Genomic DNA, 21,531 nt, shown 5'->3' with positions numbered 1-21,531 from the left:
TAATTAATAAGCAGTTTTTTGATACTATTTAAACTAAAATTAAAAGAGTGGATAAAGATGAGTTCAGTTGATATTTCAATATATATTTTTTTAATATTTTTTATGATTTTTATAATTAAAAAATATAATGTTTTCTCTATCTTATCTTATGGTGGAAAAATTAATAAAAATTTTGAAGAGTGTTATATTATAAGCTATCCTAAAAAAGCAGAACTACACAACAAAGGTGATATTTTTGAGATTGATTTGGATGAGTTTTTTAGATTAAATCCAAAACTAAAAGGGAAAATACCTGTTGAGAAAAGAAGTGGATTAAAAAGTGCCGATGAGTACGATATAAAACAAGAGATAAAAGATAGAAAACAGATACAAAATAAGTATAAAAAACTTGCAAGACAAAAAACTAAAGATAAGAAAAGATAGTTATGTATAATATTTTGATTTTGGAAGATGACTCTTTATTTGCATCTAGTATTGAGGATTTTTTAAATTGTGAAAATTTTGAAGTTGATATTGCAAAAGATTCAGAAGAGGTATTTTCATATACATACTCAAAAAATTATGACCTATATTTGTTTGATATAAATGTTCCAAAACTAAATGGACTTGAAACTTTAAAGATGTTAAGACAAAGCAATGACAACACCCCTTGTATTTTTTTAACTTCATATAAAGATAAAGATACTTTAAAAAGTGGTTTTATATCTGGATGTGATGATTATATAAAAAAACCTGTTGATTTAGATGAGTTAAATTTAAGATTAAGAGCTATTTTAAGAAGAGAAAACAAAGGTTTTTCAAAAGTTATTTTAGAAGATAATCTATATTTTAATCAAGAGGATAAAAGAGTCTATAAAGATAATGAAGATTTAAATCTTCCTTCAAAAGTTTTAGAACTACTTGAGCTTTTTATTGAAAATAGAAACAAAATTGTTACAAAAGAGATGATTTTTTCAAGACTTTATAGCAAAGAGCAGACTCACAGTGAAGGTGCTGTAAGAGTCTATATAAATCAGATTAAAAATATTTTTGAAACAAAAGATGATGTGATAAAAAATATAAAAGGTGTTGGATATAAATTTGAACTTTAAAAGACTCTTTTTTCATCTATCAAATTTTGTATTGATATTTTTTTTACTTCTTTTAATACTATTTTTAAACTCTTTTTTAACTGTTAGGTTTGATTTTTTACAAAATAGTATTGTTTTTATCATTTTTTTATCACTTTTAGGTTCAATTTTATTTTTAATATTTTCAAAAAAGATTTTAAAATCACTTTTAACAAGTGATGAGAGTTTGAAAAATAGTATAAAAAATACTCTTCATGAGTTAAATATTCCAACTTCAACTATTAAAATAAATACTCAATTACTAAAAAAAAGTATAAGCGATGAAAAAACGCTTCAAAGAGTAGAGAGAATTGAAAAAGCAAATGAGAGTTTGTTTGAACTTTACAAAAATATGGAGTATGAGTTTCAAAAAGTTCTTGAAAATATAGATAAAGAGGAGTTTTATCTGCTTGAATCTATAAATAAAACCTTAGATAAATTTGAAGATATAAAAAAAGATACAAAGATAGATTTAAACTTAAAAGATATTAGTTTATATAGCGATTATAAGGGTTTTTTAATAGTTTTAGATAATCTTATATCAAATGCAATTAAATATAATGATAAAAAGAATCCATATATAAAAATTGAATTAAATGAAAATATTTTATCTATTTTTAACAAAGGTGAAAAAATTGATGCAAAAAATCTGATGCTAGTTTTTGATAGATTTTTTCAAGAAGACTCTTCAAATATTGGTCATGGAATTGGACTTGCAGTTGTAAAAGAGTATTGTGATAGAAATAGAGTTGCTATAAATATAAACAATATTGAAGATGGTGTAAAAATAAGTTTAAATCTTAAAAACATAGTTAAACAAGCCTAAAATTGGCTTGTTTAAAATATTAGAAGCTATATTTTAAATTTATATAACCATATCTTCCTGGGTCATTAAATAAAATTTGATCTCCTCCAACAGTTACATATCTAATATCTTGATAAGTATTTGTTGAGTTATAAACTTTGTCAAATAGATTATCAACTCCTAAAGTTAATTCAAAGTTTTTAAATAACTCTTGAGAATATTTTAAATTCATAAGTGCATATCCAGCAATTTCCTGCTCTTTTGCGCTTGAATCATAACTATCCCATCTATCAACAGCAATTACTTCAGCTTTAAATTTTGCTTTTTTATACTCATAGTTTAAAGCAAAATTTGCTTTAAGTGGTGGAATTTCTGCTAAATCTTTATCTATATAGTTACCATCTTTTTTCCCTTTTAAATATGCAAGTGCAAAATCAAGTGATAAATCATCTGTAAAATAGTAATATCCACTTAAATCTGCTCCATAAATTTTTGCATCTATATTTTCAAATTTTGAACTATTATAGATATAATCTTTTAACTCAGAGTAAAATACTCTTGGTTTAATATTAAAGTTTCCAATAGTTTTCTCAAATCCTAAATCTACCTCATAGTTTTTTGTTTGTTCTAAGTTTGGATTTGATGAAGTTGTTTGTTGATATAACTCTCTTGCATCTGGAACTCTAGAAGATTTTCCAATACCTGCAAAAACCTTATTTTTCTCATCAAAATTATATGCTGTAAACAGATATCCATTTATTCCTATATATTTTTTATCATCTACATTTGGTCTTTGAGTCTCTATATCTGTGTAGTCATATCTTAAACCAGCTTCAATATCTAAATTTCCAATAGATTTTTCAACCTTTGTAAAAATTGCTTTATTTGTAGTATCTGTATCATACATCCTATTCATTGTAGCATTTGGAGTAACTACACCTGTAGCTATATTTGTAGAGTGCATTTGACCTCTCCAGTTTCTAACACTTGTATCAAGACCAAGAGTAATTAAACTATCACTAATTTCTAAAGAGTTTTTAACTGTTGCTCCCCAAACTGAAGTTTTTAAGTGGTTTGTCATATATGAAGTTCCATTTCCATTTCTTAATTTTCCACTCATAGGGTGATCTACTTTTGAGTAGTAATAGTCTAAATTTAACTCTTTAGAAAATTTTCCTAACTCTCTTATTGTATATCCAAAAGTATATATATCGCTATCATCATAATCTGCATCCATAGGTCCAGCTGGATACAAAATACCATCACTTCTATTTGCACTATATGAAACTTTTAAATCTTGATTATCTGTTATATTAAATTGTAGTTTTGACAAAAAACTATCTTTTTCAAATGCATCTATATCATCACTTTTATATTGAGTTGCAAGAGGAACTCCTCTTTTTCTTTGTTGTTCTAAAAAGTTATCACCATTTCCATCTTTATATGGATCACTTTTTTCAGTTGAAGCTGAGATTAAAGCTTTAACTTTATCATTTCCACCTTCAATTGTTGCACTTGCTTTTTTATAGTTAAAACTTCCAGCATTTAAGTTCAATTCACCATGAAATCCCTCTTTTGGATCTTTTGTTTCAACTTTTACAAGACCACTTAAAGTTCCAAAATTCTCAACATCATAAGGTCCTTCAATAATCTTTACACTTTTAATATTATTTGTAACTACATGAGAAGTTGGTGGATCCATTCTATTTGGACAAGCACCATATATTTTAGCACCATCAATTAAGATATTAATATTATCTTTTTTTTGCCCTCTTAATATAATATCATTTGCAATACCATTTCTTCTTACAATTGATATATTTGCAGAGTTTTTCATTAAAGCTTCAGCTAAATCAGCACTTTTTAACTCTTCACTATTTATATTTTTTATAAGTTTTGAGTTTGATTTTTCAACAATATTTACCTGCTCTAATTTAACAGCTTCATTAGCACTTAAAATTGCAGCTAAACCAAAAGATAAAGTAATAATCTTTTTCATAAATTTTCCCTTTTTGAAATAAATTTTGTGAAGTATTGCAAAGAGGTGTTAATTTTATATTAATTAATGAGTAAATTTTATAAATTTCTCTAAATAGTTCTATTTATACATAATATAGTAAAATTTCACCATGTTTATTCACCTTGATTTAGATTGCTACTTTGTCTCTGCTCATAGAACTATTGATAAAACTTTGCTAAACATTCCAGTTGCTGTTGGAGGAAAGAGTAATGTTGATATTTTTTCAAATAAAAAGGTTCATAGAAAAGTTGCAACAAACCGTGCTAGTTTTTCAAGTAAAATTTTAGATAGTTCAAGTGTTGAAGATAGAGACTATTTTGTAGATGAAAATGGAAAAATTAGAGGAATTATAACAACTGCATCTTATGAAGCAAGAGCTTATGGAGTAAAAACTGCCATGAGTGTAAATGAGGCATTAAGATTTTGTCCAAAATTAAAAATGATAAAACCAAATTTTGAGTTATATGATAATTTATCAAATAATTTAAAAAATCTTTTAGAGCTTGAAATACCACTGATTGAACAATTTTCAATAGATGAGTTTTTTGGAGATTTAAGTGGATATATAGAAGAAGATGAGGCTTTTTATTTTGCCAAAAAATTAAAAGAAAAAATTGAAAAAGAGTTGGAACTTCCAGTCTCTATTGGAGTTGCACCAACAAAATATCTATCAAAACTTATGACAGATTTTGCAAAACCAAATGGAGTTAAAGTTTTAAAACAAAACGATATAGAGAGTTTCACAAAAGATATTGAAATATCAAAATTTACAGGTATTGGAAAATCTTTTGTTGAAAAACTATCTGGCTATAACATTAAAACTTTAGGAGATATTAGAAAAAACAGAACTCTTTTTTACTCTTGGGGTAAAGTTGGAGTTGATACATACAATAGAGTTTGTGGAATTAGAGATAATAGTTTAACAATAAATAAAGAGAGAAAATCTCTTGGAATTGGAAGAAGTTTTGATCCAATTTTAAGTAGAGATGAACTTAAAAGAAGAGTTATGATTTTAAGCAGGTATCTTAGTTTTATTGTAAATAAAGAGGGTTATAATCCTTTGTCATATCAGTTGCAAATAAGATATGAGTACAATACAAAATCAAAATCACAATTAAATACAAATACAATTTTTAATGAATTTGATTTTAAAAACTATATGCAAGATCTATTTTTAAAAGCAGATATACATAGAAATTATAGAGTTGTACAACTTTATATAACTGTATTTAATTTTGCAAAACAAAATAGTCATACATATAATCTTTTTGAGTATGAAGATGATTTAAAAAAAGAGAAATTAACTAATAAACTGCAGATTTTAAGAGAGAAATTTGGAGTTGATATTGTAAAAAATGGTTCAGAGATAATCTAAAATAGATTCTTTTTTCGATACAATCACAAAAAAATTTTAAGGAATAAGTTTGAAACAAAAACCTATAATTTCATATTTTTATGGTCTTTTTGCAGTTTGGTTTGTAGCTTCTGTATTATTGTATTTGTATGGTGGTTTTTTTGCACTTTATCAAGGTACTATTTTATCAGTTTTGGAGCTTAGTCTATCTTTTGATAATGCAGTTGTAAATGCAACAATTTTAGCAACAATGGCAGTTGTTTGGAGAAAAAGATTTCTTATTTGGGGTATGATTATTGCTGTTTTTGGTGTTAGATTTGTATTTCCTATTTTAATTGTATATTTCTCAACTTCAATGGGACTTCTTGACTCTTTTAATTTAGCAATTAATAATCCAAGTGAGTATGAAAAAATAATTCAAAGCTCTCATCATATAATTATGTCTTTTGGTGGAATGTTCCTTTTAATGCTATTTTTAAAGTTTATTTTTGATGAGAATAAAGATGTTCATTGGATTAAATATATTGAAAATATTGCTGTTAAGTTATCAAAAGTAGGTGATATTAAAGCTTTGTTTGTTATGTTTTTAATGTTAGCAATTACCTATATAGCTCCAAATGAAGTTGTTATGGGAGATAAGTTGGTAACTATAAATAAATTAGAGATTTTAGTTCCAATGATTGTAGGTGTTATTGCTTTTTATTTGCTTGAACTTTTAAAGGGTTTTATAGAGTTAAAAAGTGGAAATCATAAAAATAGTGACACTAAAGTTACAGAGTTAAGTGGTGGATTTATATCATTTATGTATCTAGAGATGATAGATATGAGCTTTTCACTTGATGGTGTTTTAGGGGCTTTTGCTATTACTCAAAATGTTGTAATTATTATGCTTGGACTTGGAGTTGGAGCGATGGCTGTAAGAAGCCTTACAATTTATATGGTAGAAAAAGAGGTTGTTGCTAAATATATCTATTTAGAACATGGAGCTATGTGGTCAATTGGACTTCTATCTTTATCTATGTTGATACAGATTTTTTATCATCTACCACCAATGCTAATTACAACTTTTGCAATAGTTCCAATATCTTTAGCATTTATACACTCAATTTATAAAAATAAACAGTTTATTTTAGACAATGAAAATAGTACTAGCGACAAATAGAGTCGCTAGTTAAAATAACTCTATCATCTTAGATACTTCATCAACTGCAAACACTTTTATACCAAGATCTTGTTTTATTTTTTGAGCAACAACAGCTTTTTTAATTCCTTGAGCACTTGCCTCTTTTAGTCTTATATCCAAAGAGTAAACATCTTTTATCTCACCTGTTAAACTAACCTCTCCAATAAATACAGACTCTTTTGAAATAGGTCGATTTCTAAATGAGCTAATAATTGAAGCAATTACAGCTAAATCAGCGCTGCTCTCTTTTATTTTTATTCCACCACTAATATTTACAAAAACATCATAGTTGTTTAGTGGTAAATCTAGTTTTTTCTCTAAAAGTGCCAAAAGCATAGTAAGTCTATTTGCATCAAATCCTGTTGCACTTCTTTTTGGATTTGGATAAGTACTCTCTGTTACAAGTGCTTGAACTTCAAGAATAATTGCACGACTTCCCTCCATAGAGACTGTTAAGCTTGAACCACTTTGGCTCTTATTTTTATCAAAAAATTTACTAGCAATATCTTTAGCACTTATAAGTCCCTCAGCAGTCATTTCAAAAATTCCAATTTCACTTGTACTTCCAAATCTATTTTTAAAACCTCGAAGCATCCTAAGCTCTCTGCTAGCTTCTCCTTCAAAATATAAAACAGTATCAACCATATGCTCTAAAACCCTAGGTCCTGCAATACTTCCATCTTTTGTGATATGTCCAATTATAAACATAGCAATATTTGACTCTTTTGCTTTTCTCATAAGCTCAAAAGTAATCTCTCGAACCTGTGAAACACTTCCAGGGCTTGAGTTTAAAAGGCTTGAATATATTGTTTGAATAGAGTCAATTATGCATACTTCATAGTTTTCTCTTAGTAACTCATCCATAATCTCTTCAAGTTTTATTTCGCTAAGTAAAAATAGATTTTCACTATTTGCATCAAGTCTATTTGCTCTTAATTTTATCTGTCCAGCACTCTCTTCTCCTGATACATATAAAACTTTTTTACCACTTTTGGCAATACTTCCAGCTACTTTTAATAAAAGTGTTGATTTTCCAACTCCTGGACTTCCACCAATAAGTGTTAAACTTCCAGGAACAACTCCTCCTCCTAAAACCAAATCAAACTCATAGTTAAAAGATGAAAATCTTTCTACATCATCTTGTTTTATATCTGTAATTGGTCTTGCTTTTGAAGCTTCACTGCTTACTTTAATAGTCTGCTTTAAGACCTCTTGTTGATCTGCATTGAGTTCTAAAAAACTATCCCATGAGTCACAATTTGGACATTTTCCAAGCCATTTGCTAGATTGTTCACCACAATGTTGACACTCAAATAGTGTATTTTTTTTCTTTGCCATAAAAAACCTTTTAAAATTTGAGTGATTCTATCGAAAATATTTTAAAAAAAGTAAAAATATTGCAAAGTGTAATCTTATTCTTAGTACAATTTATAAATTTTTTTAAGGTTTAATATGATTTTATATCTTCATGGTTTTTCAAGTTCAGGTTTTGGGAAAAAAGCTTTAGAGTTTAAAGAGTATTTTAAAGATGATTTAATACATCCTTCACTTCCTACTATTCCAAAATTAGCAATTAATAATTTAGAGCAAATAATTGAGATTTTTTTAAAATTAAATCAAAATGTTCATTTAATTGGTTCATCTTTGGGTGGGTATTATGCACTATATTTAGCAAATAAGTATAGTTTAAAAGCTGTTTTAATAAATCCAGCAATAAAACCTCTAAATACTTTAAGTCGCTATGAAGGTGCAAACTATATAAAAAACTATTTTGATGATTCAAAGTTTGAATTTACTAAAGAGCATATAAACTCTTTAAAAGATTATGAAGTTAAAGAGCTTAAAAATCCTAAAAATATATTTACTCTTTTGCAAAGTGGTGATGAAGTTTTGGATTATAAAATTGCAGAAAATATTTTAAAAAATACAAGTTTGATAGTAGAAGAGGGTGGTAATCACTCTTTTGAAAATATAGATAAATATTTTCAAAAGATAGAGAGTTTTTTAGAGTAAAATCTTATTAAAAGTTGATTTTCATTCTATAGTATCTTGGAAAAATTCCTTTTATACTCTCATCAATTTCAAGAGGAAAAACATTTTGTATCTGCTCTTTTATCATGTCGTAGTTATAGATACTACCATCTACAAAGATTAACTCCTCATATCCACCATTTTTTAAGATAGTTACTCTAATATTTACATGCTTACCTTTTTCTAAAGCAGAAGAGGGGATATTCTTTTTGATATTTTCATAAACTTTACTTCTAAAGTTATTAAATAGTTCACCTGATTTTTTTACATCAATACTATTTTCATCTCTTTTGTAGTTTTTAGGAACTTTTTTTTGTTCTTCATTTTCTGTTATATTAAAAGATATCTCATTCTCTTTGCTCTTTTGTTCTTGAGTGTTTTCACTTAACTTTGTTTCTTCAACAACTTCAGCTTTTTCTTCTGATATTTGAGTTATATTCTTCTCTTCTAAAGAGTTAATATCATTAGTATTAGATTCTTCTTGATTTAACTCTTCTTCGCTTAAACTCTCTTTTTCTAACTTTTCTAAATTCTCTTTAGCTGATATATCTTCATTTCTAATTGATAATATTTTTTCTCTTGAGTAGTTTAGGTAGTTGTTATTTGAATTTAACTCTTCAATATTATGTATATTTTGAATATTTCTTAGCTCAATTTTTTCTTGACTTTGAATATCTGTAAATAAAGACTCTTTTATCTCTTCATATAGATTTTTAAAAAATCTATTCTCTTTTGAAACGGCAGTTGTAACAGGCTCTTTTGTTTCATTGTTATCTTTAAAAACAAAAAAATAGATTGCATAAATAACTACTAAAATTAAAGATACTAGTAGTAAATCTTCAAAAAACCCCTTAACTCTTTTTTGTTTTTTCATAACTTTCCCCCTTATTCTTCTTTTAAATATATCTCATCAAGTAAACTATCAACAAATGAATCAGGACTAAATTCAATTAAATCATCCTCTTTCTCTCCAATTCCTATATAAAAAATTGGAAGTTCTAGTTGATTTGATATTGAAAAAAGTGCTCCACCTTTTGCTGTTCCATCAAGTTTTGTAACAATAATCCCATCAACTTTTACCATCTCATTAAAAGCTTTTGCTTGAGCTATTGCACTGTTTCCTTGTGTTCCATCAAGAATCATGATTTTTAAAAATGGTTTATTATTCAAAGCTTTTTCACAAATTCTAACTATTTTTTTCAACTCATTGTTTAGATTTGTTTGAGTTTGAAGTCTTCCTGCTGTATCAATTATTACATTATCAATATCTCTTGAGATTGCTGAATTTATTGTATCAAATGCAACAGCACTTGAATCGTGACCTTGTTTTGTTTTGATTATTGGAATATCAAGTCTGTTTGCCCAAGAGCTTAATTGCTCAATTGCAGCTGCTCTAAATGTATCTCCAGCTCCTAAAATAACACTTTGCCCACTTTTTTTAAGCCTATTAGCAAGTTTAGCAATAGTTGTAGTTTTACCAGCTCCATTAACTCCAATTATAAGTCTTACAAAAGGTTTTTCAAATTTTGTAAAATCAACATCAACACTATGCTCAAAAAGCATTACAAGTCTATGTCTTAACTCTCTTCTTGAAATCATTGAAGGAAGTCCATTCATAGCCTTTTCAATAATCTCATACTCAACATCAGCTTCTATTAAAAGCTCTTCAATATCTTCAAAACTAATCTTCTCTTTTTTTTGTGGAACAATAGTTTTTATAGATGAAAAAGTTTTATCTAAAGCTTTAGATAAAAAGTTTTTATTTTCAGCTTCAGTGGAACTATTTTTATCTTTTTTTAAAAATCCAAACATCTTATCTCTCTAATAATTTTTTAATTTTAATATCTAACATCTCTGTTGGAGATATCCCTGTAATTGTCTCAAATATATTACCCTCTTTATCCAAAATAAAAAGTTTTGGAATTGCTTTTATTCCACCTAACTCTTTTGCTAGTTCAATTCCATTTGAAGAGTTTGTAATAGGATGGTTTATATCATACTTTGTAATAAATTGAAGAATCTCTTCATCTGATTTTAAATCTTCAAGCAAAACTCCAACTATAATTATATCATTTTGAAATATATCTTGTAGTTTTACTAAATTTGAAAATTGAGCCTTACAAGCTGGGCACCATGTAGTAAAGAAGTTTAAAAGAACTATCTTATTGTCACTATTTTCTAATAAAATTTTATTATCTTTTAGAGTTATATTAATTGTAGAGTTATCTGTAGTTTTTAAAGAGTATTTTTTAAACTCTTCAACTTTTTTTATCTCCTCTTTTGGTTTATTCTCGCATGCTGTAAAAAATATTGATATAAAAATTATAAAAATAGATAAAATTTTAAACTTCATTTCAATTCCTTTAGGTAAAATTGTTAATTAGGTAGTGATTTTACCTAAGAGAGGCTTAAATGATAACAAATCAAAAGAGCAGTTTTAGAAAGTTGTGTTTAAAAAGATTAAAATCTATTGCGCAAAGTTCAAGGTACTCAAAAAGTAAATTAGTTGTTAATAATTTAAAAAAAATTATCAAAAAATATAATGCAAACAATATAATGCTCTATTTGCCTTTAGATTTAGAGGTAGATATTAAGCCTTTAATTCAAGAGCTAAGAATGAATAGAAAAAATATTTATGTACCTTATATGTTTGAAGATAGCTTTAAAATTGTAAAGTATAGGTTACCTTTAAATAAAAAAAGCTTCAACATAAAAGAGCCAAACAATTCATTTATAAAACCACCAAAAATAGATTTGGCAGTTGTTCCAATAGTTGGTGTTGATAAACTTAATAAAAGAATCGGTTTTGGAAAAGGGATGTATGATAGATTTTTTGATAGATTAGATTATAAACCTACAATAATATTTACTCAATTAGTACTTTGTAAAAGTGAAGAGATTTTAAGTGATAATTACGATATAAAAGCAGATTATATAATTACGGGATAGGTTAAAATGGAGAGTATAATATTAGCAATAGTTGTAGCTTTTTTAAGTTCTGCAATTACTGTTTTTGTTGTTAGAAAAATACATAAAGCAAAGTTTGAAGTATTTATTGAACAAGCAAAAGCAAAAGCAAGAATAATTGAGCATGAAGCTGAAGTTGCACTAAAAGACGCTCAGCTAAAAGCAAAGTTTGAGTGTGATAGAGAGTTTAAAAATGCTAGAAAAGAGTATGAGAATATGCTCTTTAAAATAGAGAAAAAAGAGAAAGATTTAAATGAGCATTTAGAGAGTGAATTAAAAGCTATAAAAAGAGAAAAAGAGCAGATTGAAGAGAATAATAGAAAAATTAGAACTCTAAAAGATGGTTTAGAAGAGCAAAAAAAGGCTTATGAACAAAAAACTTTAGAAGCTATGAAGATCTTAGAAAATGGTTCTGGTCTTACAAAAAGTGAAGCAAAAGAGTTGATGTTAAAAAAAGTTGAAGAGGATTCACGAGCTACAATATCTTCAATATTTAGAAAAAAATATAAACTTGCTGAGCAAAACTCAAAACAGGAGATTAATAATATTTTGTCTCAAGCAGTTACTAGATATGCAGGAGAGTTTGCAGCAGAGAGACTTATAAATAATATTCCTTTAAATGATGAAGAGACAAAAGGAAAGATTATTGGAAAAGAGGGTAGAAATATAAAAGCATTAGAGATGCTTTTAGGTGTTGATATTATTATAGATGATACTCCAAATACAATTACGGTTTCATCTTTTAATCTATACAGACGTGCCATTGCTACAAGAACAATTCAAGAGCTACTTGAAGATGGAAGAATTCAACCAGCAAGAATTGAAGAAATTTACAAAAAAGTAAAAGCTGAATTTGATAAAAATATTCAAAAAGAGGGTGAAGATGTTGTTATGGAACTTGGAATTAAATCTATGCATCCTGAACTTATCAAACTTGTTGGAAGATTAAGATATAGAGCAAGTTATGGACAAAATGCACTTGCACATACACTAGAAGTTGCTCATTTAGCAGGTCTTATTGCTGCACAAATGGGTGGAGATGCAATACTTGCAAGAAGAGCTGGACTTATGCATGATATTGGAAAAGCTTTAACTCATGAAGCTCCTGGAAGTCATGTTGATTTAGGTGCTGATATTTGTAAAAGATATGGAGAGTGTGAAACTGTGATAAATGCAATTTATGCTCATCATGGTCATGAAGAGCCAATAAATGTTGAAAGTGCAGCTGTTTGTGCAGCTGATGCTTTAAGTGCTGCAAGACCAGGGGCAAGAAGAGAAGTTTTAGAGAGCTTCTTAAAACGAGTTGAAGAGATTGAAAATATAACTACAAGTAAAATTGGTGTTACAAATGCTTATGCTATTAATGCTGGACGAGAAGTGCGAGTTATAGTAAATGCAAATCTTGTAAATGATGATGAGGCAGTTTTATTGGCAACTGAGATAGCAAAAGAGATTGAAGAGAAAGTTCAATATCCAGGTGAGATAAAAATAAATGTAATAAGAGAGTTAAGAGCTGAAAGTTACGCTAGATAATCTATAAAAGGCAAAAATATGAAAGAAGCAAAACCAACAACAAAAATTATAGCAGGTGCTTACAAAGGAAAAATTTTAGATTTACCATCTCTTGATGTTACAAGAAGTTCAAAAGCTGTTTTAAAAGAGTCAGTTTTCAATGTTTTGCAATTTGATATTATTGATAAAATATTTATAGAGTCATTCGCTGGAAGTGGTTCTATTGGTCTTGAAGCTATTAGTAGAGGTGCAAAAAGAGCTTATTTTATAGAACTTGATAAAAACTCTTACTCAATTTTATTAAAAAATTGTAAAAAAGTTGATATTGAAAAGTGTCAAACAATCCAAGGAAATGCCTTTGTTCAAACACCTTTAATTTTAGACTTTTTAAAAAATTCTAAAGATGAGATAGTTTTATATGTTGATCCACCTTTTGACTATAGAGATGGAATGAATGATATTTATGATAAATCTTTTAGAATGATTGAAAATATAGAGTCAGATAATATTTTTAAAATCATAATTGAGCATGAGTCAAAACTTGAAGTTCCAAAGATTCTAGGAAAATTTAGTTTAGAAAAAACTAGAAAATTTGGCAAAAGTTCACTATCTTATTATAGTTATACTATTTGATGTTTAGATTTGCCTTTATTTTGTTGGTAACTGTTAGTTTGGCAATGTTTATTTTGCCAATTTTTTATACAGTTTCACCTTATGAGTTAAATCCACAAAAGATTCTTTTAGCTCCTAGCTTTGAACATATAATGGGAACAGATAGATTAGGAAGAGATGTTTTTGCTAGGGTTTTGCAAGGTGGTCAAACTTCACTGATTATTGGATTTTTAGCTGCTAGTTTTTCATCTTTTTTAGGACTTATTGTTGGAATAACTGCAGGTTATTTTAAAGGAAATGTTGATAAAGCAGTTACAATTATAATTGATCTATTTTTAACTTTTCCAACATTCTTTTTGCTTTTAGCATTAGTTTCATATATTGAAGCAAACACTCTTATTTTAATTGTTGTTATTTCAATAACGGGTTGGATGGGTATGTCAAGAATGATAAGAAGTGAGAGTTTTGCACTATCAAATAAACCATTTATAAAGATTCTAAAAGTATCAAGTGTGAGTAAAACAAAAATTATCTTAAAATATTTTGCTCCACTTTTAGCGCCTATTTTTTTAATCTCTTTTTCATTTGGAGTTGCTGGTTCAATTTTAGCAGAATCAGGGCTTTCTTTTTTGGGACTTGGAATTAATCCACCACAAATGAGCTGGGGAAGTTTGTTAAGTGATGGAAAAACTGTAATAGATATTGCTTGGTGGGTTAGTTTTTTCCCTGGATTTATGATATTTATTATAACTTTTTGTCTAATTCAAATAAGTGATTATCTACAAAATATGGCAAATAAAAAAGAGATTGCAAAATAATTTTGATAATTTTATAAAGGGGAAAAATGCTTCATAAAGATAATATCAAAGTTGAAGATAAAAATATTGATAATTCAATGATAATTATATGTGATGAATGCTCAGAAGAGAATAAAATTTTATTATCAAAAGATATAAAATGTAAAAAGTGTGAAAAAAGTTTTGTAGGAAATAAATATAAATCTTATATTATTTCTGGGTTAACAACACTTTTAATAGGTTCAGGAATAGGAGCAGTTGCTGATAGTTATTTAAATATTCAAAGACCCTCTGTAAAAACAGAATATAAAATGATGAGTTGGTGTACATTTTACTATGGTAAGACTGAAATAGTTAGAGATAATTGTGCTTGTGCAGTTGAGTCTATGGCAGGAATTGTTGATGCTCAAAAAGCTAGATTATATGGTGAATCTTGGCTTATTGATATTTTAAAGGATAAATATAAAAGTTGTAAAAATTAGTCAAACCAATGTTTTGGATATTCATCAGGAAGTAATTCCTGATAACAATAATCTTCATTTAAACTTTTATGATATTTAAGTAACTCTTTAAAAGTTTTTTCTTGAAAAGTATTGTTATATAATCTCTCTTTCCATCTTTTTAACTTTCTCTCTAAATTTTTTGTTGGATTATCTTTTGTATTATTTTCTTCAGAAAATGGATTATTTTTTAAATAATATTTAGAAAATCCATAAAAGGTATTTATGTCAAGTTTTTCTGAATATTTTATATCATTTTCAAATTTTTCAAATAAATTTATAAATTCTTTAGAGATTCTAGATTTTGTCTCCATTTTTGTCCCCAATTGATATGTAATAATTTCTTTACTGATGGAGAAATGCTATCAGAATTTATTTTAGGAGAATATTATGTCAAATAATAATCACAAATCAAATCAAGCAAATTCAAACAAAGGTACAAGTGGTACAAACAGTGCAAATGCAAAAGTGCATGGAAATAGAGGTGCTCAAATGAACCCGAACAACCCTAGCAACACTAAAGGTTCAAAAGGTAAATAATGGCTTCTTTATCTAATGTAACAGGTAGGGAATTAATCAAGTTTGTCAAATCTATAGGTTATAGATTTGACAGGCAAAAAGGTAATCATAGAATTTTTGTTCACGAAAATATGAAATCTATTACCATTCCTGTTTATAAAAAGAAACTGGTTAAATTAGGATTGTTAGGTGGAATATTAAGAGATATTGGTATTTCAAAATATGAGTTTATAAACTCAATTAATTTATTATAAAAGGAAAAATTATGTCAAGACCAGTAAATGCACCGAGTACAACAGGTAAGCCATCAGGAAAAGGTAGAGGAAATAATCCACCTTCTAAATAATTTTTAATAAATAACTATTAAAAATACTAAATTTTAACAAGCAATTTATCAAGCCAAGATGTACTTAAAACTCTTTTTGCAAAACCTAATATATATGTAGCTTTTGTTACATAGTATCTTGGTTTTGGATTAGGAGAGTTTAAAATTTTTAAAACAACTTTTGCAACGCTTATTGGTGGAAGTGTAAAAGCTCCTTTATCATCACTACTTTCAAGTCTTGCTTTTAGTTCACTCTTATAAGAGTTTTTCCAGAAACTACTTTTTATATCAATTTTTTCTTTAAAATTTTTTAAAGAGTTTTCTCTAAATTTTGAAGTAACGGGTCCAGTATTTATTGTGCTTATATAAATATTACTATTTAAAGTCTCTAATCTTAAAGTATCACATAATCCTTCAATTGCATATTTACTAGCATTATAAGCTCCTCTAAATCTTAAAGAGATAATTCCCAAAACTGAGCTGTGTTGAATAATTTTTCCATATCCTTGAGTTCTAAATATCTTCATAGCTTGAGTTGTAAGCTCATGAAGTCCAAAAAAGTTTGTATCAAAAAGCTCTTTTAAATCATCAGTTTTTATATCTTCAATAGCCCCTGGAATTGCAAAACCAGCATTATTAAAAACAGAATCAAGTTTTTTATCCTCTTTTAAAATTTCATTTAAAGCAAAACTTATTTCATCTTTTTTTGTAACATCAATCTTAAAAGTTTTAAAACCTAAATTTTTTAAAATCTCTACATCTTTTTCATCTCTTGCACTTGCATAAACTTTTATATTGTTGTTTTTTAAAAATAGTGCAGTTTCAAGTCCAATACCACTTGAACAACCTGTAATTAGTATATTTTTCATAAGATTCCTAATAAAATTTTGGCTATTATACCCAAAACTGATTTTGGAATTAAAATGACACAAAAAGATAAAGAGCTAAAAGAACTTTTGGATATTGAAGTTAATGCTAGAAATAATATTTTTGAAGTAAGCTATGAAAAGCCAGATCCATTAATTGTTGCAAAAAGACAAAAATGTCACTATTCTATTTTGCTTTGTGCTTTGTTTGCTTATGGAAATGCAAGATTAATAGTTAAATTTTTAGATAGTTTAGATTTTTCACTATTAGATAAAAGTGATGAAATTATAGAAAAAGAGTTAAAAAATCACTACTATAGATTTCAAAATAGCTCTGATGTAATAGCTGTATTTAAAACTTTTAAAAGATTAAAAGATAAAACTAATTTAGAAGAGTTATTTTATAAAGCTTATAAAAATGAAAATAGTGTTTTAGAGGGTATTGATTTTGTTATAAAAAATATTAAAGAACAGTCAAACTACTCATCTGCTGGATTTGATTTTTTAGTTGGAAATAGTTTTAAAAGAGATAAAAATGGAAATATAAAAGAGTCAAATTCTCCATATAAAAGATGGAATATGTATCTTAGATGGATGGTAAGAGATGATAATATAGATCTTGGGCTTTGGAAAAATGTAGATAAAAAAGATTTGATTTTACCTTTAGATACTCATACTTTTAAAGTTTCACAAAAATTAGGACTTCTAAAAAACAAGACATATAATCTAAAATCAGCTTTAGAAATAACAAAAAAATTAAAAGAGTTTGAAGCAAATGATCCTATAAAATATGATTTCGCAATTTATAGATTAGGTCAAGAGAAGATTTTTTAGTGGTACCAGTGGTCGGACTCGAACCGACACGCCTTACGGCAAAAGATTTTGAATCTTCCAAGTCTACCATTCCATCACACTGGCATAGTTTTAAAATTAAAAAAGAGTTTATCTAAAATAGATAAACTCTTTTACACTATAAAATAAGCGAACTTATTTTGCAACTGCTTCTTTTAAAGCTTTTCCAACTTTAAATTTAGCAACAGTTGTTGCAGGTACATTTACAGTTTTGTCTGTTCCTGGAACTTTTGCAACTCTAGCAGCTCTTGCAGCTGTAGCAAATGTTCCAAATCCTATAAAGCTTACAGAATCTTTTTTAACTAAAGCTTCTGTTATAGTTTCTAAAACTGCATCAACTGCACCTTTTGCATCTTTTTTAGATAATCCCGCTTTTGCAGCAACTGCATCAATAAATTCAGCTTTGTTCATAGGGTAACTCCTCATATAAATTAAAATTTTAAAACTTTATTCTATTTAAACTTTAAGTTTCCTAAAATTATTATCAATTCGATGTTTTTATATAAAAAATTACTTAAAGCTACTTTTGATACTCAAAAGTCTGCAAGAATTCTCTAGTATAGCTACCTTTTTAACAAGTTCATGAATATTTCTATCATAAATATAAACCCCAATCCCTTTTATAACTAAAAGATTATGTTCTGTTTTTTTTATCTCTTTTGTTATTTCAAGTGCACTTCTTTTGCTCCATGTTTTTAAATCTCCAGGATTGTATATCCCAAGTTCTCCAAAAACCATTTTCCCAATATAATCTTCAAAAACAATATTATCATGAACCAATGTATAAGCAGTTGTATAAATAGGAGTTGCAAATGCAATATATTTTGCTTCATGAATATTTGTATAAATTGTTGAGTGAGTATATGAATCAAGACTTGCTATATTCCACCTATAGTCAACTTTATTCATATTTAAAGTACAAAATGATTTTTCATCAAGGTTATCAAACACTGCATCTTTCGAATTTATTACAAAGTGATCAAAATCTAATTTTGCAGATATTGCTCCTTGATATATCCCAAAAAAGTTTTTTGTAAACATTGATAGTGATAATTCTGATAGAAGTTTTATAGTATCTTGATTTAACATCTTATGCCTTAAATTATTTTTTGGTATCATACACCATTTTTAATAAAAGGATTAAATTGCAAGAAATTCCACATATTCCAGTTTTGTATAATGAGGTCTTGGATGCTTTTAAAACTATAAATGATGGATTTATAATAGATTGTACAACAGGCTATGCAGGACATAGTAGTGGATTATTAAAGCAAAACGACAATATTAAATTGATTTGTAATGATCAAGATATAGAGGCTTTAGAATTTTCAAAAATAAGATTAAAAGAGTTTGAAAAAAGAGTTGAGTTTAGTTTTTCAAATTTTGAAAATGTAATATCAAATTTTAAAGAGTATCCAATAAAAGGTGTTTTAGCAGATATTGGTGTATCTTCTTTACAGTTAGATAAGCTTGAAAGAGGCTTCTCTTTTAACTCTGAAAATCTTGATATGAGGATGAATCAATCTCAAAGTTTAGATGCTTCAACTGTTGTAAATAGTTATTCACAACTACAATTGGAAAATATATTAAGAGAATATGGAGAGATTAAAGAGTATAAAAAAATTGCTAATTTGATTGTTTCAAATAGACCATATTATAGTTCAAAAGAGCTTTCTGAATTTTTTTATAAAAAACTTCCAAAAGGAAAAATTCATCCAGCAACACTTATTTTTCAGGCAATAAGAATTGAGGTAAATGATGAGATTGGTGTTTTAACAAGACTTTTTGACTCTATTGAAAAAGCAAAATTTAAAAATTGTATAGTTGCTATCATATCTTTTCATTCACTAGAAGATAGAGTTGTTAAAAATTACTTTAAAAAATGGAGTCAAAGTTGTATTTGTCCAGCAGCAGTATTTAGATGCGAATGTGGAAATAATAACTCTTTAGGAAAAGTAATAACTAAAAAACCAATTGTTGCAAGCTTTGAAGAGATAAAACAAAATCCTAGAAGTAGAAGTGCAAAATTAAGGATATTTAAATTTGATTAGTTTAAATAGTAAAAACTCTTTAAAAATAGCATATTTGATATTTTTTTTATCAATACTAATATTTTTTCCAAGAATTTATGTAAAAAATAATATCTACTATACAAGCAAGGATATAAATAGACTTTATGCACATTATGTAGCATTAAAAGAGGAGAATAGCTTTTTAAGTATGCAACTAGAAGAGTTAAAATTTAAAAATCAAGTTCTTGATTCAATGATTGTAAATCCTCTATTTGACGAAGAGTAACTAAAAAATAGTTACTCCTAAAACTCTACTTAAAACACTGTTTTCACTATCATACTCTTCTAGCTCTTTTCCAATTTCAAGAGTAGATATTACAGTTTTTCCAACTATTTGTCTCTTTTCATTATTATCTTTATCTTTTAGTTTTATACTCCAAATATTGTGAACTAAAAGTGGTTCTTTATCTAAATTTCCAATATAAAGCATTATATGCCCTTGAAGATATACTAAAGTTGAGAATGGTTTTGCACTATTTTTTATAAATCTTTTTTTCTCTTCGTTTGATTTATCACTCAAATCAATATACTCTCCAAATGAAGTTTGAGCCTTTGAGTTTCTTGCAATTAATTTTCCAAAAATAGAAAAGTAGTCTTGAGTGAAACTAGAGCAATCCCTGTTTGCAAAAAGTCCACCCCAACCATAAGGCTCATTTAAAAACTCTTTTAATACTATTACTCTATTTTCTAAATTAAATTCAAGTGGAAAAGAGCTAATATAATCATCTTTTATATCTATAAAATCGATTCTTGCATTCATAAATCTATCTTTTGTTGCTATTAAATATCTATTCTCTTTTTTAGGAAAAATTGTGCTAGCTTTTATATATTCAATAAAATTTGGATTGTAAATTGCAAAATCTTCTTTTATAGTAATAAAATAGTTTTCATTTTTAAACTCATTTATAAATTTATCATCAACAAAAGCAATATCATCTATTTTAACCCAACCATAAACAAATCCTGATTCAATAAAAGCCCAAGCTCTGTCTTTTGAAAGATGAGAAATCATTAATGGAGAGTTTATTTTTAGAAGTGAATTTTGATTATAATCAAATGGAAAACCTTCTCCTAGAGTTTCTGGATTTTTAAATATAGGTGATATTGTAGGAAAAACTCTTATATTTGTATTTTTTATTGTTATTGCTTTTTTATTTAGAGTATTAAACTCTTCAAAATTTGAATTAATCTTCTCTTTTTCTAGCCATTCTGAGTCTATTTTAGAGAAGTTTTCTAAATATCTTGTAACATCTTTGATTGAAAATCCCCATAAAGCATCCTCTTTAGAGATACTTATATTGTCTTGTTCCCAAACTAAAAAATATTTTTTTAAAAACTCTTTGCTCTCTTTTTCTTGATCAATTGCACTATTTTTTGCTTTTTTTGATAGTGATAAAAGTTCAATATCCTCAAGCTCAAAAATTGTTTGAGTCACTTTTTTATCACTAAAAATATAGAATAGAATAGATGCTAAAGCAATAAAAACTAATAAAATTTTCACTCTTTTACTAAAAAAACTTTTAATCATAAAACTACCTTTTTTATTTTATTTTACCATTTATAAAGTTATTTCAATATAATAGAGCTTTTAAAAAGAGGTGGGTTTTGTATAAGTTATCTATAAATAAAGATTTATTTGAAAAAATATATTTAAAAAAAGAGAAAACAGTAGTTAAACCAGCAACAACTTACTGGAAAAAAGAGTTGTTTAATCCAAAAATAATTGATGATGCAATTTTTTATGAAATAAAAGATATAAAAAAATTGTTATTACAAAACAGTTTAGGTGAAGATAAGCCACAAATTGTAATTGAGTGTAATAAGCTAGAGTATAAAAAAGATGATAATGTTTTTTTATTTCATTTAGGAAAGATTTTGGAGCAAAAAAATATAGAAAATATTGAAGATGACAAAGATATTATTATAAAAAACTTGTTAAAAGAGAGAGAAGATTTAAAAAAATTATTAGAAGAGTTAAAATATATAGGATTAAAAAATAGCTAGATA

The 21,531-nt window shown here is 26.8% G+C and carries 27 protein-coding genes and 1 tRNA gene; 17 read left to right on the top strand and 11 right to left on the bottom strand.

Going from position 1 to position 21,531, the window contains the following annotated elements:
• The first annotated feature begins 18 nt into the window (after window positions 1–18).
• From ASKIR_RS06345 to ASKIR_RS06335, 3 genes are read left to right on the top strand one after another with little or no spacing between them, the layout of a single operon-like run.
• Window positions 19–423, top strand: a complete 405-nt coding sequence (locus ASKIR_RS06345; protein WP_167540776.1) for a hypothetical protein — start codon at window positions 19–21, stop codon at window positions 421–423.
• A gap of 2 nt (window positions 424–425) precedes the next feature.
• Complete coding sequence (locus tag ASKIR_RS06340) at window positions 426–1,091, top strand: response regulator transcription factor (protein WP_066351633.1); 666 nt, start codon at window positions 426–428, stop codon at window positions 1,089–1,091.
• Window positions 1,081–1,935 (top strand): sensor histidine kinase, encoded by an 855-nt coding sequence (locus ASKIR_RS06335; RefSeq protein WP_066408832.1) that lies wholly within the window; start codon window positions 1,081–1,083, stop codon window positions 1,933–1,935. Before ASKIR_RS06340 ends, ASKIR_RS06335 begins: the two co-directional genes overlap by 11 nt.
• 19 nt (window positions 1,936–1,954) lie before the next feature.
• Here ASKIR_RS06335 and ASKIR_RS06330 read toward each other — a convergent pair whose 3' ends face one another.
• Window positions 1,955–3,913: a TonB-dependent receptor plug domain-containing protein gene (locus tag ASKIR_RS06330; RefSeq protein ID WP_115588296.1), complete on the bottom strand. Its 1,959-nt coding sequence runs from the start codon at window positions 3,911–3,913 to the stop codon at window positions 1,955–1,957.
• Between the two features lie 130 nt (window positions 3,914–4,043).
• Here ASKIR_RS06330 and ASKIR_RS06325 point away from each other — a divergent pair, with 130 nt between their 5' ends.
• Entirely contained in the window at window positions 4,044–5,309 is a 1,266-nt protein-coding gene (locus ASKIR_RS06325; protein WP_115588297.1) for a Y-family DNA polymerase, read from the top strand.
• A 49-nt stretch (window positions 5,310–5,358) separates the two neighbouring features.
• Window positions 5,359–6,450, top strand: a complete 1,092-nt coding sequence (locus ASKIR_RS06320; protein ID WP_066351625.1) for a DUF475 domain-containing protein — start codon at window positions 5,359–5,361, stop codon at window positions 6,448–6,450.
• A 9-nt stretch (window positions 6,451–6,459) separates the two neighbouring features.
• Here the strand turns inward: ASKIR_RS06320 and radA are convergent, their stop codons facing one another.
• Complete coding sequence (radA, locus tag ASKIR_RS06315; protein WP_066161388.1) at window positions 6,460–7,809, bottom strand: DNA repair protein RadA; 1,350 nt, start codon at window positions 7,807–7,809, stop codon at window positions 6,460–6,462.
• 114 nt (window positions 7,810–7,923) lie between these two features.
• On the opposite strand from radA, the gene ASKIR_RS06310 reads away from it, so the two are divergent.
• Complete coding sequence (locus tag ASKIR_RS06310; protein ID WP_066351623.1) at window positions 7,924–8,484, top strand: YqiA/YcfP family alpha/beta fold hydrolase; 561 nt, start codon at window positions 7,924–7,926, stop codon at window positions 8,482–8,484.
• Window positions 8,485–8,491: 7 nt separating this feature from the next.
• Here ASKIR_RS06310 and ASKIR_RS06305 read toward each other — a convergent pair whose 3' ends face one another.
• The 3 genes from ASKIR_RS06305 to ASKIR_RS06295 are packed head-to-tail and all read right to left on the bottom strand — an operon-like array spanning window position 8,492 to window position 10,855.
• A complete protein-coding gene (locus ASKIR_RS06305; RefSeq protein WP_066161390.1) occupies window positions 8,492–9,376 on the bottom strand; it encodes a hypothetical protein in 885 nt (294 codons plus the stop codon).
• Window positions 9,377–9,387: 11 nt separating this feature from the next.
• Window positions 9,388–10,314 (bottom strand): signal recognition particle-docking protein FtsY, encoded by a 927-nt coding sequence (gene ftsY, locus ASKIR_RS06300; RefSeq protein ID WP_066161391.1) that lies wholly within the window; start codon window positions 10,312–10,314, stop codon window positions 9,388–9,390.
• A 1-nt stretch (window position 10,315) separates the two neighbouring features.
• Entirely contained in the window at window positions 10,316–10,855 is a 540-nt protein-coding gene (locus ASKIR_RS06295) for a TlpA family protein disulfide reductase (RefSeq protein WP_066351621.1), read from the bottom strand.
• 59 nt (window positions 10,856–10,914) lie between these two features.
• Here ASKIR_RS06295 and ASKIR_RS06290 point away from each other — a divergent pair, with 59 nt between their 5' ends.
• From ASKIR_RS06290 to ASKIR_RS06270, 5 genes are read left to right on the top strand one after another with little or no spacing between them, the layout of a single operon-like run.
• Window positions 10,915–11,451: a 5-formyltetrahydrofolate cyclo-ligase gene (locus ASKIR_RS06290; RefSeq protein WP_066161393.1), complete on the top strand. Its 537-nt coding sequence runs from the start codon at window positions 10,915–10,917 to the stop codon at window positions 11,449–11,451.
• A gap of 6 nt (window positions 11,452–11,457) precedes the next feature.
• On the top strand, window positions 11,458–13,002 hold the full coding sequence (gene rny / locus ASKIR_RS06285) for a ribonuclease Y (RefSeq protein WP_066161394.1): 1,545 nt from the start codon (window positions 11,458–11,460) through the stop codon (window positions 13,000–13,002).
• A gap of 18 nt (window positions 13,003–13,020) precedes the next feature.
• The gene (rsmD, locus tag ASKIR_RS06280) at window positions 13,021–13,614 is read left to right on the top strand and encodes a 16S rRNA (guanine(966)-N(2))-methyltransferase RsmD (protein WP_066161395.1); all 594 of its coding nucleotides are present in this window, start codon (window positions 13,021–13,023) and stop codon (window positions 13,612–13,614) included.
• Window positions 13,614–14,411: an ABC transporter permease gene (locus ASKIR_RS06275; RefSeq protein WP_066351618.1), complete on the top strand. Its 798-nt coding sequence runs from the start codon at window positions 13,614–13,616 to the stop codon at window positions 14,409–14,411. The genes rsmD and ASKIR_RS06275 overlap by 1 nt, the downstream gene beginning before the upstream one ends.
• A 26-nt stretch (window positions 14,412–14,437) precedes the next feature.
• On the top strand, window positions 14,438–14,872 hold the full coding sequence (locus ASKIR_RS06270) for a hypothetical protein (RefSeq protein ID WP_066351616.1): 435 nt from the start codon (window positions 14,438–14,440) through the stop codon (window positions 14,870–14,872).
• On the opposite strand, the gene ASKIR_RS06265 is transcribed toward ASKIR_RS06270, so the two are convergent.
• Entirely contained in the window at window positions 14,869–15,204 is a 336-nt protein-coding gene (locus tag ASKIR_RS06265) for a hypothetical protein (protein ID WP_066351614.1), read from the bottom strand. The genes ASKIR_RS06270 and ASKIR_RS06265 overlap by 4 nt on opposite strands.
• 76 nt (window positions 15,205–15,280) lie before the next feature.
• Between ASKIR_RS06265 and ASKIR_RS06260 the strand changes: the two genes are divergently transcribed.
• A complete protein-coding gene (locus ASKIR_RS06260) occupies window positions 15,281–15,430 on the top strand; it encodes an alpha-amylase (RefSeq protein WP_066351613.1) in 150 nt (49 codons plus the stop codon).
• Window positions 15,430–15,663 carry a type II toxin-antitoxin system HicA family toxin gene (locus ASKIR_RS06255; RefSeq protein ID WP_066351612.1) on the top strand — a complete coding sequence of 78 codons (234 nt, stop codon included), beginning with the start codon at window positions 15,430–15,432 and terminating at the stop codon, window positions 15,661–15,663. The genes ASKIR_RS06260 and ASKIR_RS06255 overlap by 1 nt, the downstream gene beginning before the upstream one ends.
• Before the next feature lie 118 nt (window positions 15,664–15,781).
• On the opposite strand, the gene ASKIR_RS06250 is transcribed toward ASKIR_RS06255, so the two are convergent.
• Entirely contained in the window at window positions 15,782–16,603 is an 822-nt protein-coding gene (locus ASKIR_RS06250) for an SDR family NAD(P)-dependent oxidoreductase (RefSeq protein WP_066351610.1), read from the bottom strand.
• Between the two features lie 54 nt (window positions 16,604–16,657).
• Here ASKIR_RS06250 and ASKIR_RS06245 point away from each other — a divergent pair, with 54 nt between their 5' ends.
• A complete protein-coding gene (locus ASKIR_RS06245) occupies window positions 16,658–17,434 on the top strand; it encodes a TIGR02757 family protein (RefSeq protein ID WP_066351607.1) in 777 nt (258 codons plus the stop codon).
• Here ASKIR_RS06245 and ASKIR_RS06240 read toward each other — a convergent pair.
• The 3 genes from ASKIR_RS06240 to ASKIR_RS06230 form a co-directional block, all read right to left on the bottom strand.
• Window positions 17,435–17,518, bottom strand: a tRNA-Leu gene (locus ASKIR_RS06240).
• A 69-nt stretch (window positions 17,519–17,587) separates the two neighbouring features.
• Window positions 17,588–17,863 (bottom strand): HU family DNA-binding protein, encoded by a 276-nt coding sequence (locus ASKIR_RS06235; RefSeq protein WP_115588298.1) that lies wholly within the window; start codon window positions 17,861–17,863, stop codon window positions 17,588–17,590.
• A gap of 99 nt (window positions 17,864–17,962) precedes the next feature.
• Complete coding sequence (locus tag ASKIR_RS06230; RefSeq protein ID WP_066161519.1) at window positions 17,963–18,541, bottom strand: class II aldolase and adducin N-terminal domain-containing protein; 579 nt, start codon at window positions 18,539–18,541, stop codon at window positions 17,963–17,965.
• Between the two features lie 56 nt (window positions 18,542–18,597).
• Between ASKIR_RS06230 and rsmH the strand changes: the two genes are divergently transcribed.
• The gene (rsmH, locus tag ASKIR_RS06225; RefSeq protein WP_066350912.1) at window positions 18,598–19,503 is read left to right on the top strand and encodes a 16S rRNA (cytosine(1402)-N(4))-methyltransferase RsmH; all 906 of its coding nucleotides are present in this window, start codon (window positions 18,598–18,600) and stop codon (window positions 19,501–19,503) included.
• Window positions 19,496–19,750 carry a hypothetical protein gene (locus tag ASKIR_RS06220; protein WP_066161517.1) on the top strand — a complete coding sequence of 85 codons (255 nt, stop codon included), beginning with the start codon at window positions 19,496–19,498 and terminating at the stop codon, window positions 19,748–19,750. Before rsmH ends, ASKIR_RS06220 begins: the two co-directional genes overlap by 8 nt.
• Here ASKIR_RS06220 and ASKIR_RS06215 read toward each other — a convergent pair whose 3' ends face one another.
• Complete coding sequence (locus tag ASKIR_RS06215) at window positions 19,751–21,052, bottom strand: C40 family peptidase (protein WP_066350910.1); 1,302 nt, start codon at window positions 21,050–21,052, stop codon at window positions 19,751–19,753.
• A gap of 77 nt (window positions 21,053–21,129) precedes the next feature.
• On the opposite strand from ASKIR_RS06215, the gene ASKIR_RS06210 reads away from it, so the two are divergent.
• Complete coding sequence (locus ASKIR_RS06210; protein ID WP_066161515.1) at window positions 21,130–21,528, top strand: hypothetical protein; 399 nt, start codon at window positions 21,130–21,132, stop codon at window positions 21,526–21,528.
• Window positions 21,529–21,531 lie beyond the last annotated feature (3 nt).

Source organism: Aliarcobacter skirrowii CCUG 10374 (assembly GCF_003544835.1).
GTDB lineage: Bacteria > Campylobacterota > Campylobacteria > Campylobacterales > Arcobacteraceae > Aliarcobacter > Aliarcobacter skirrowii.
This window is presented reverse-complemented; position numbering and strand designations above follow the sequence as displayed.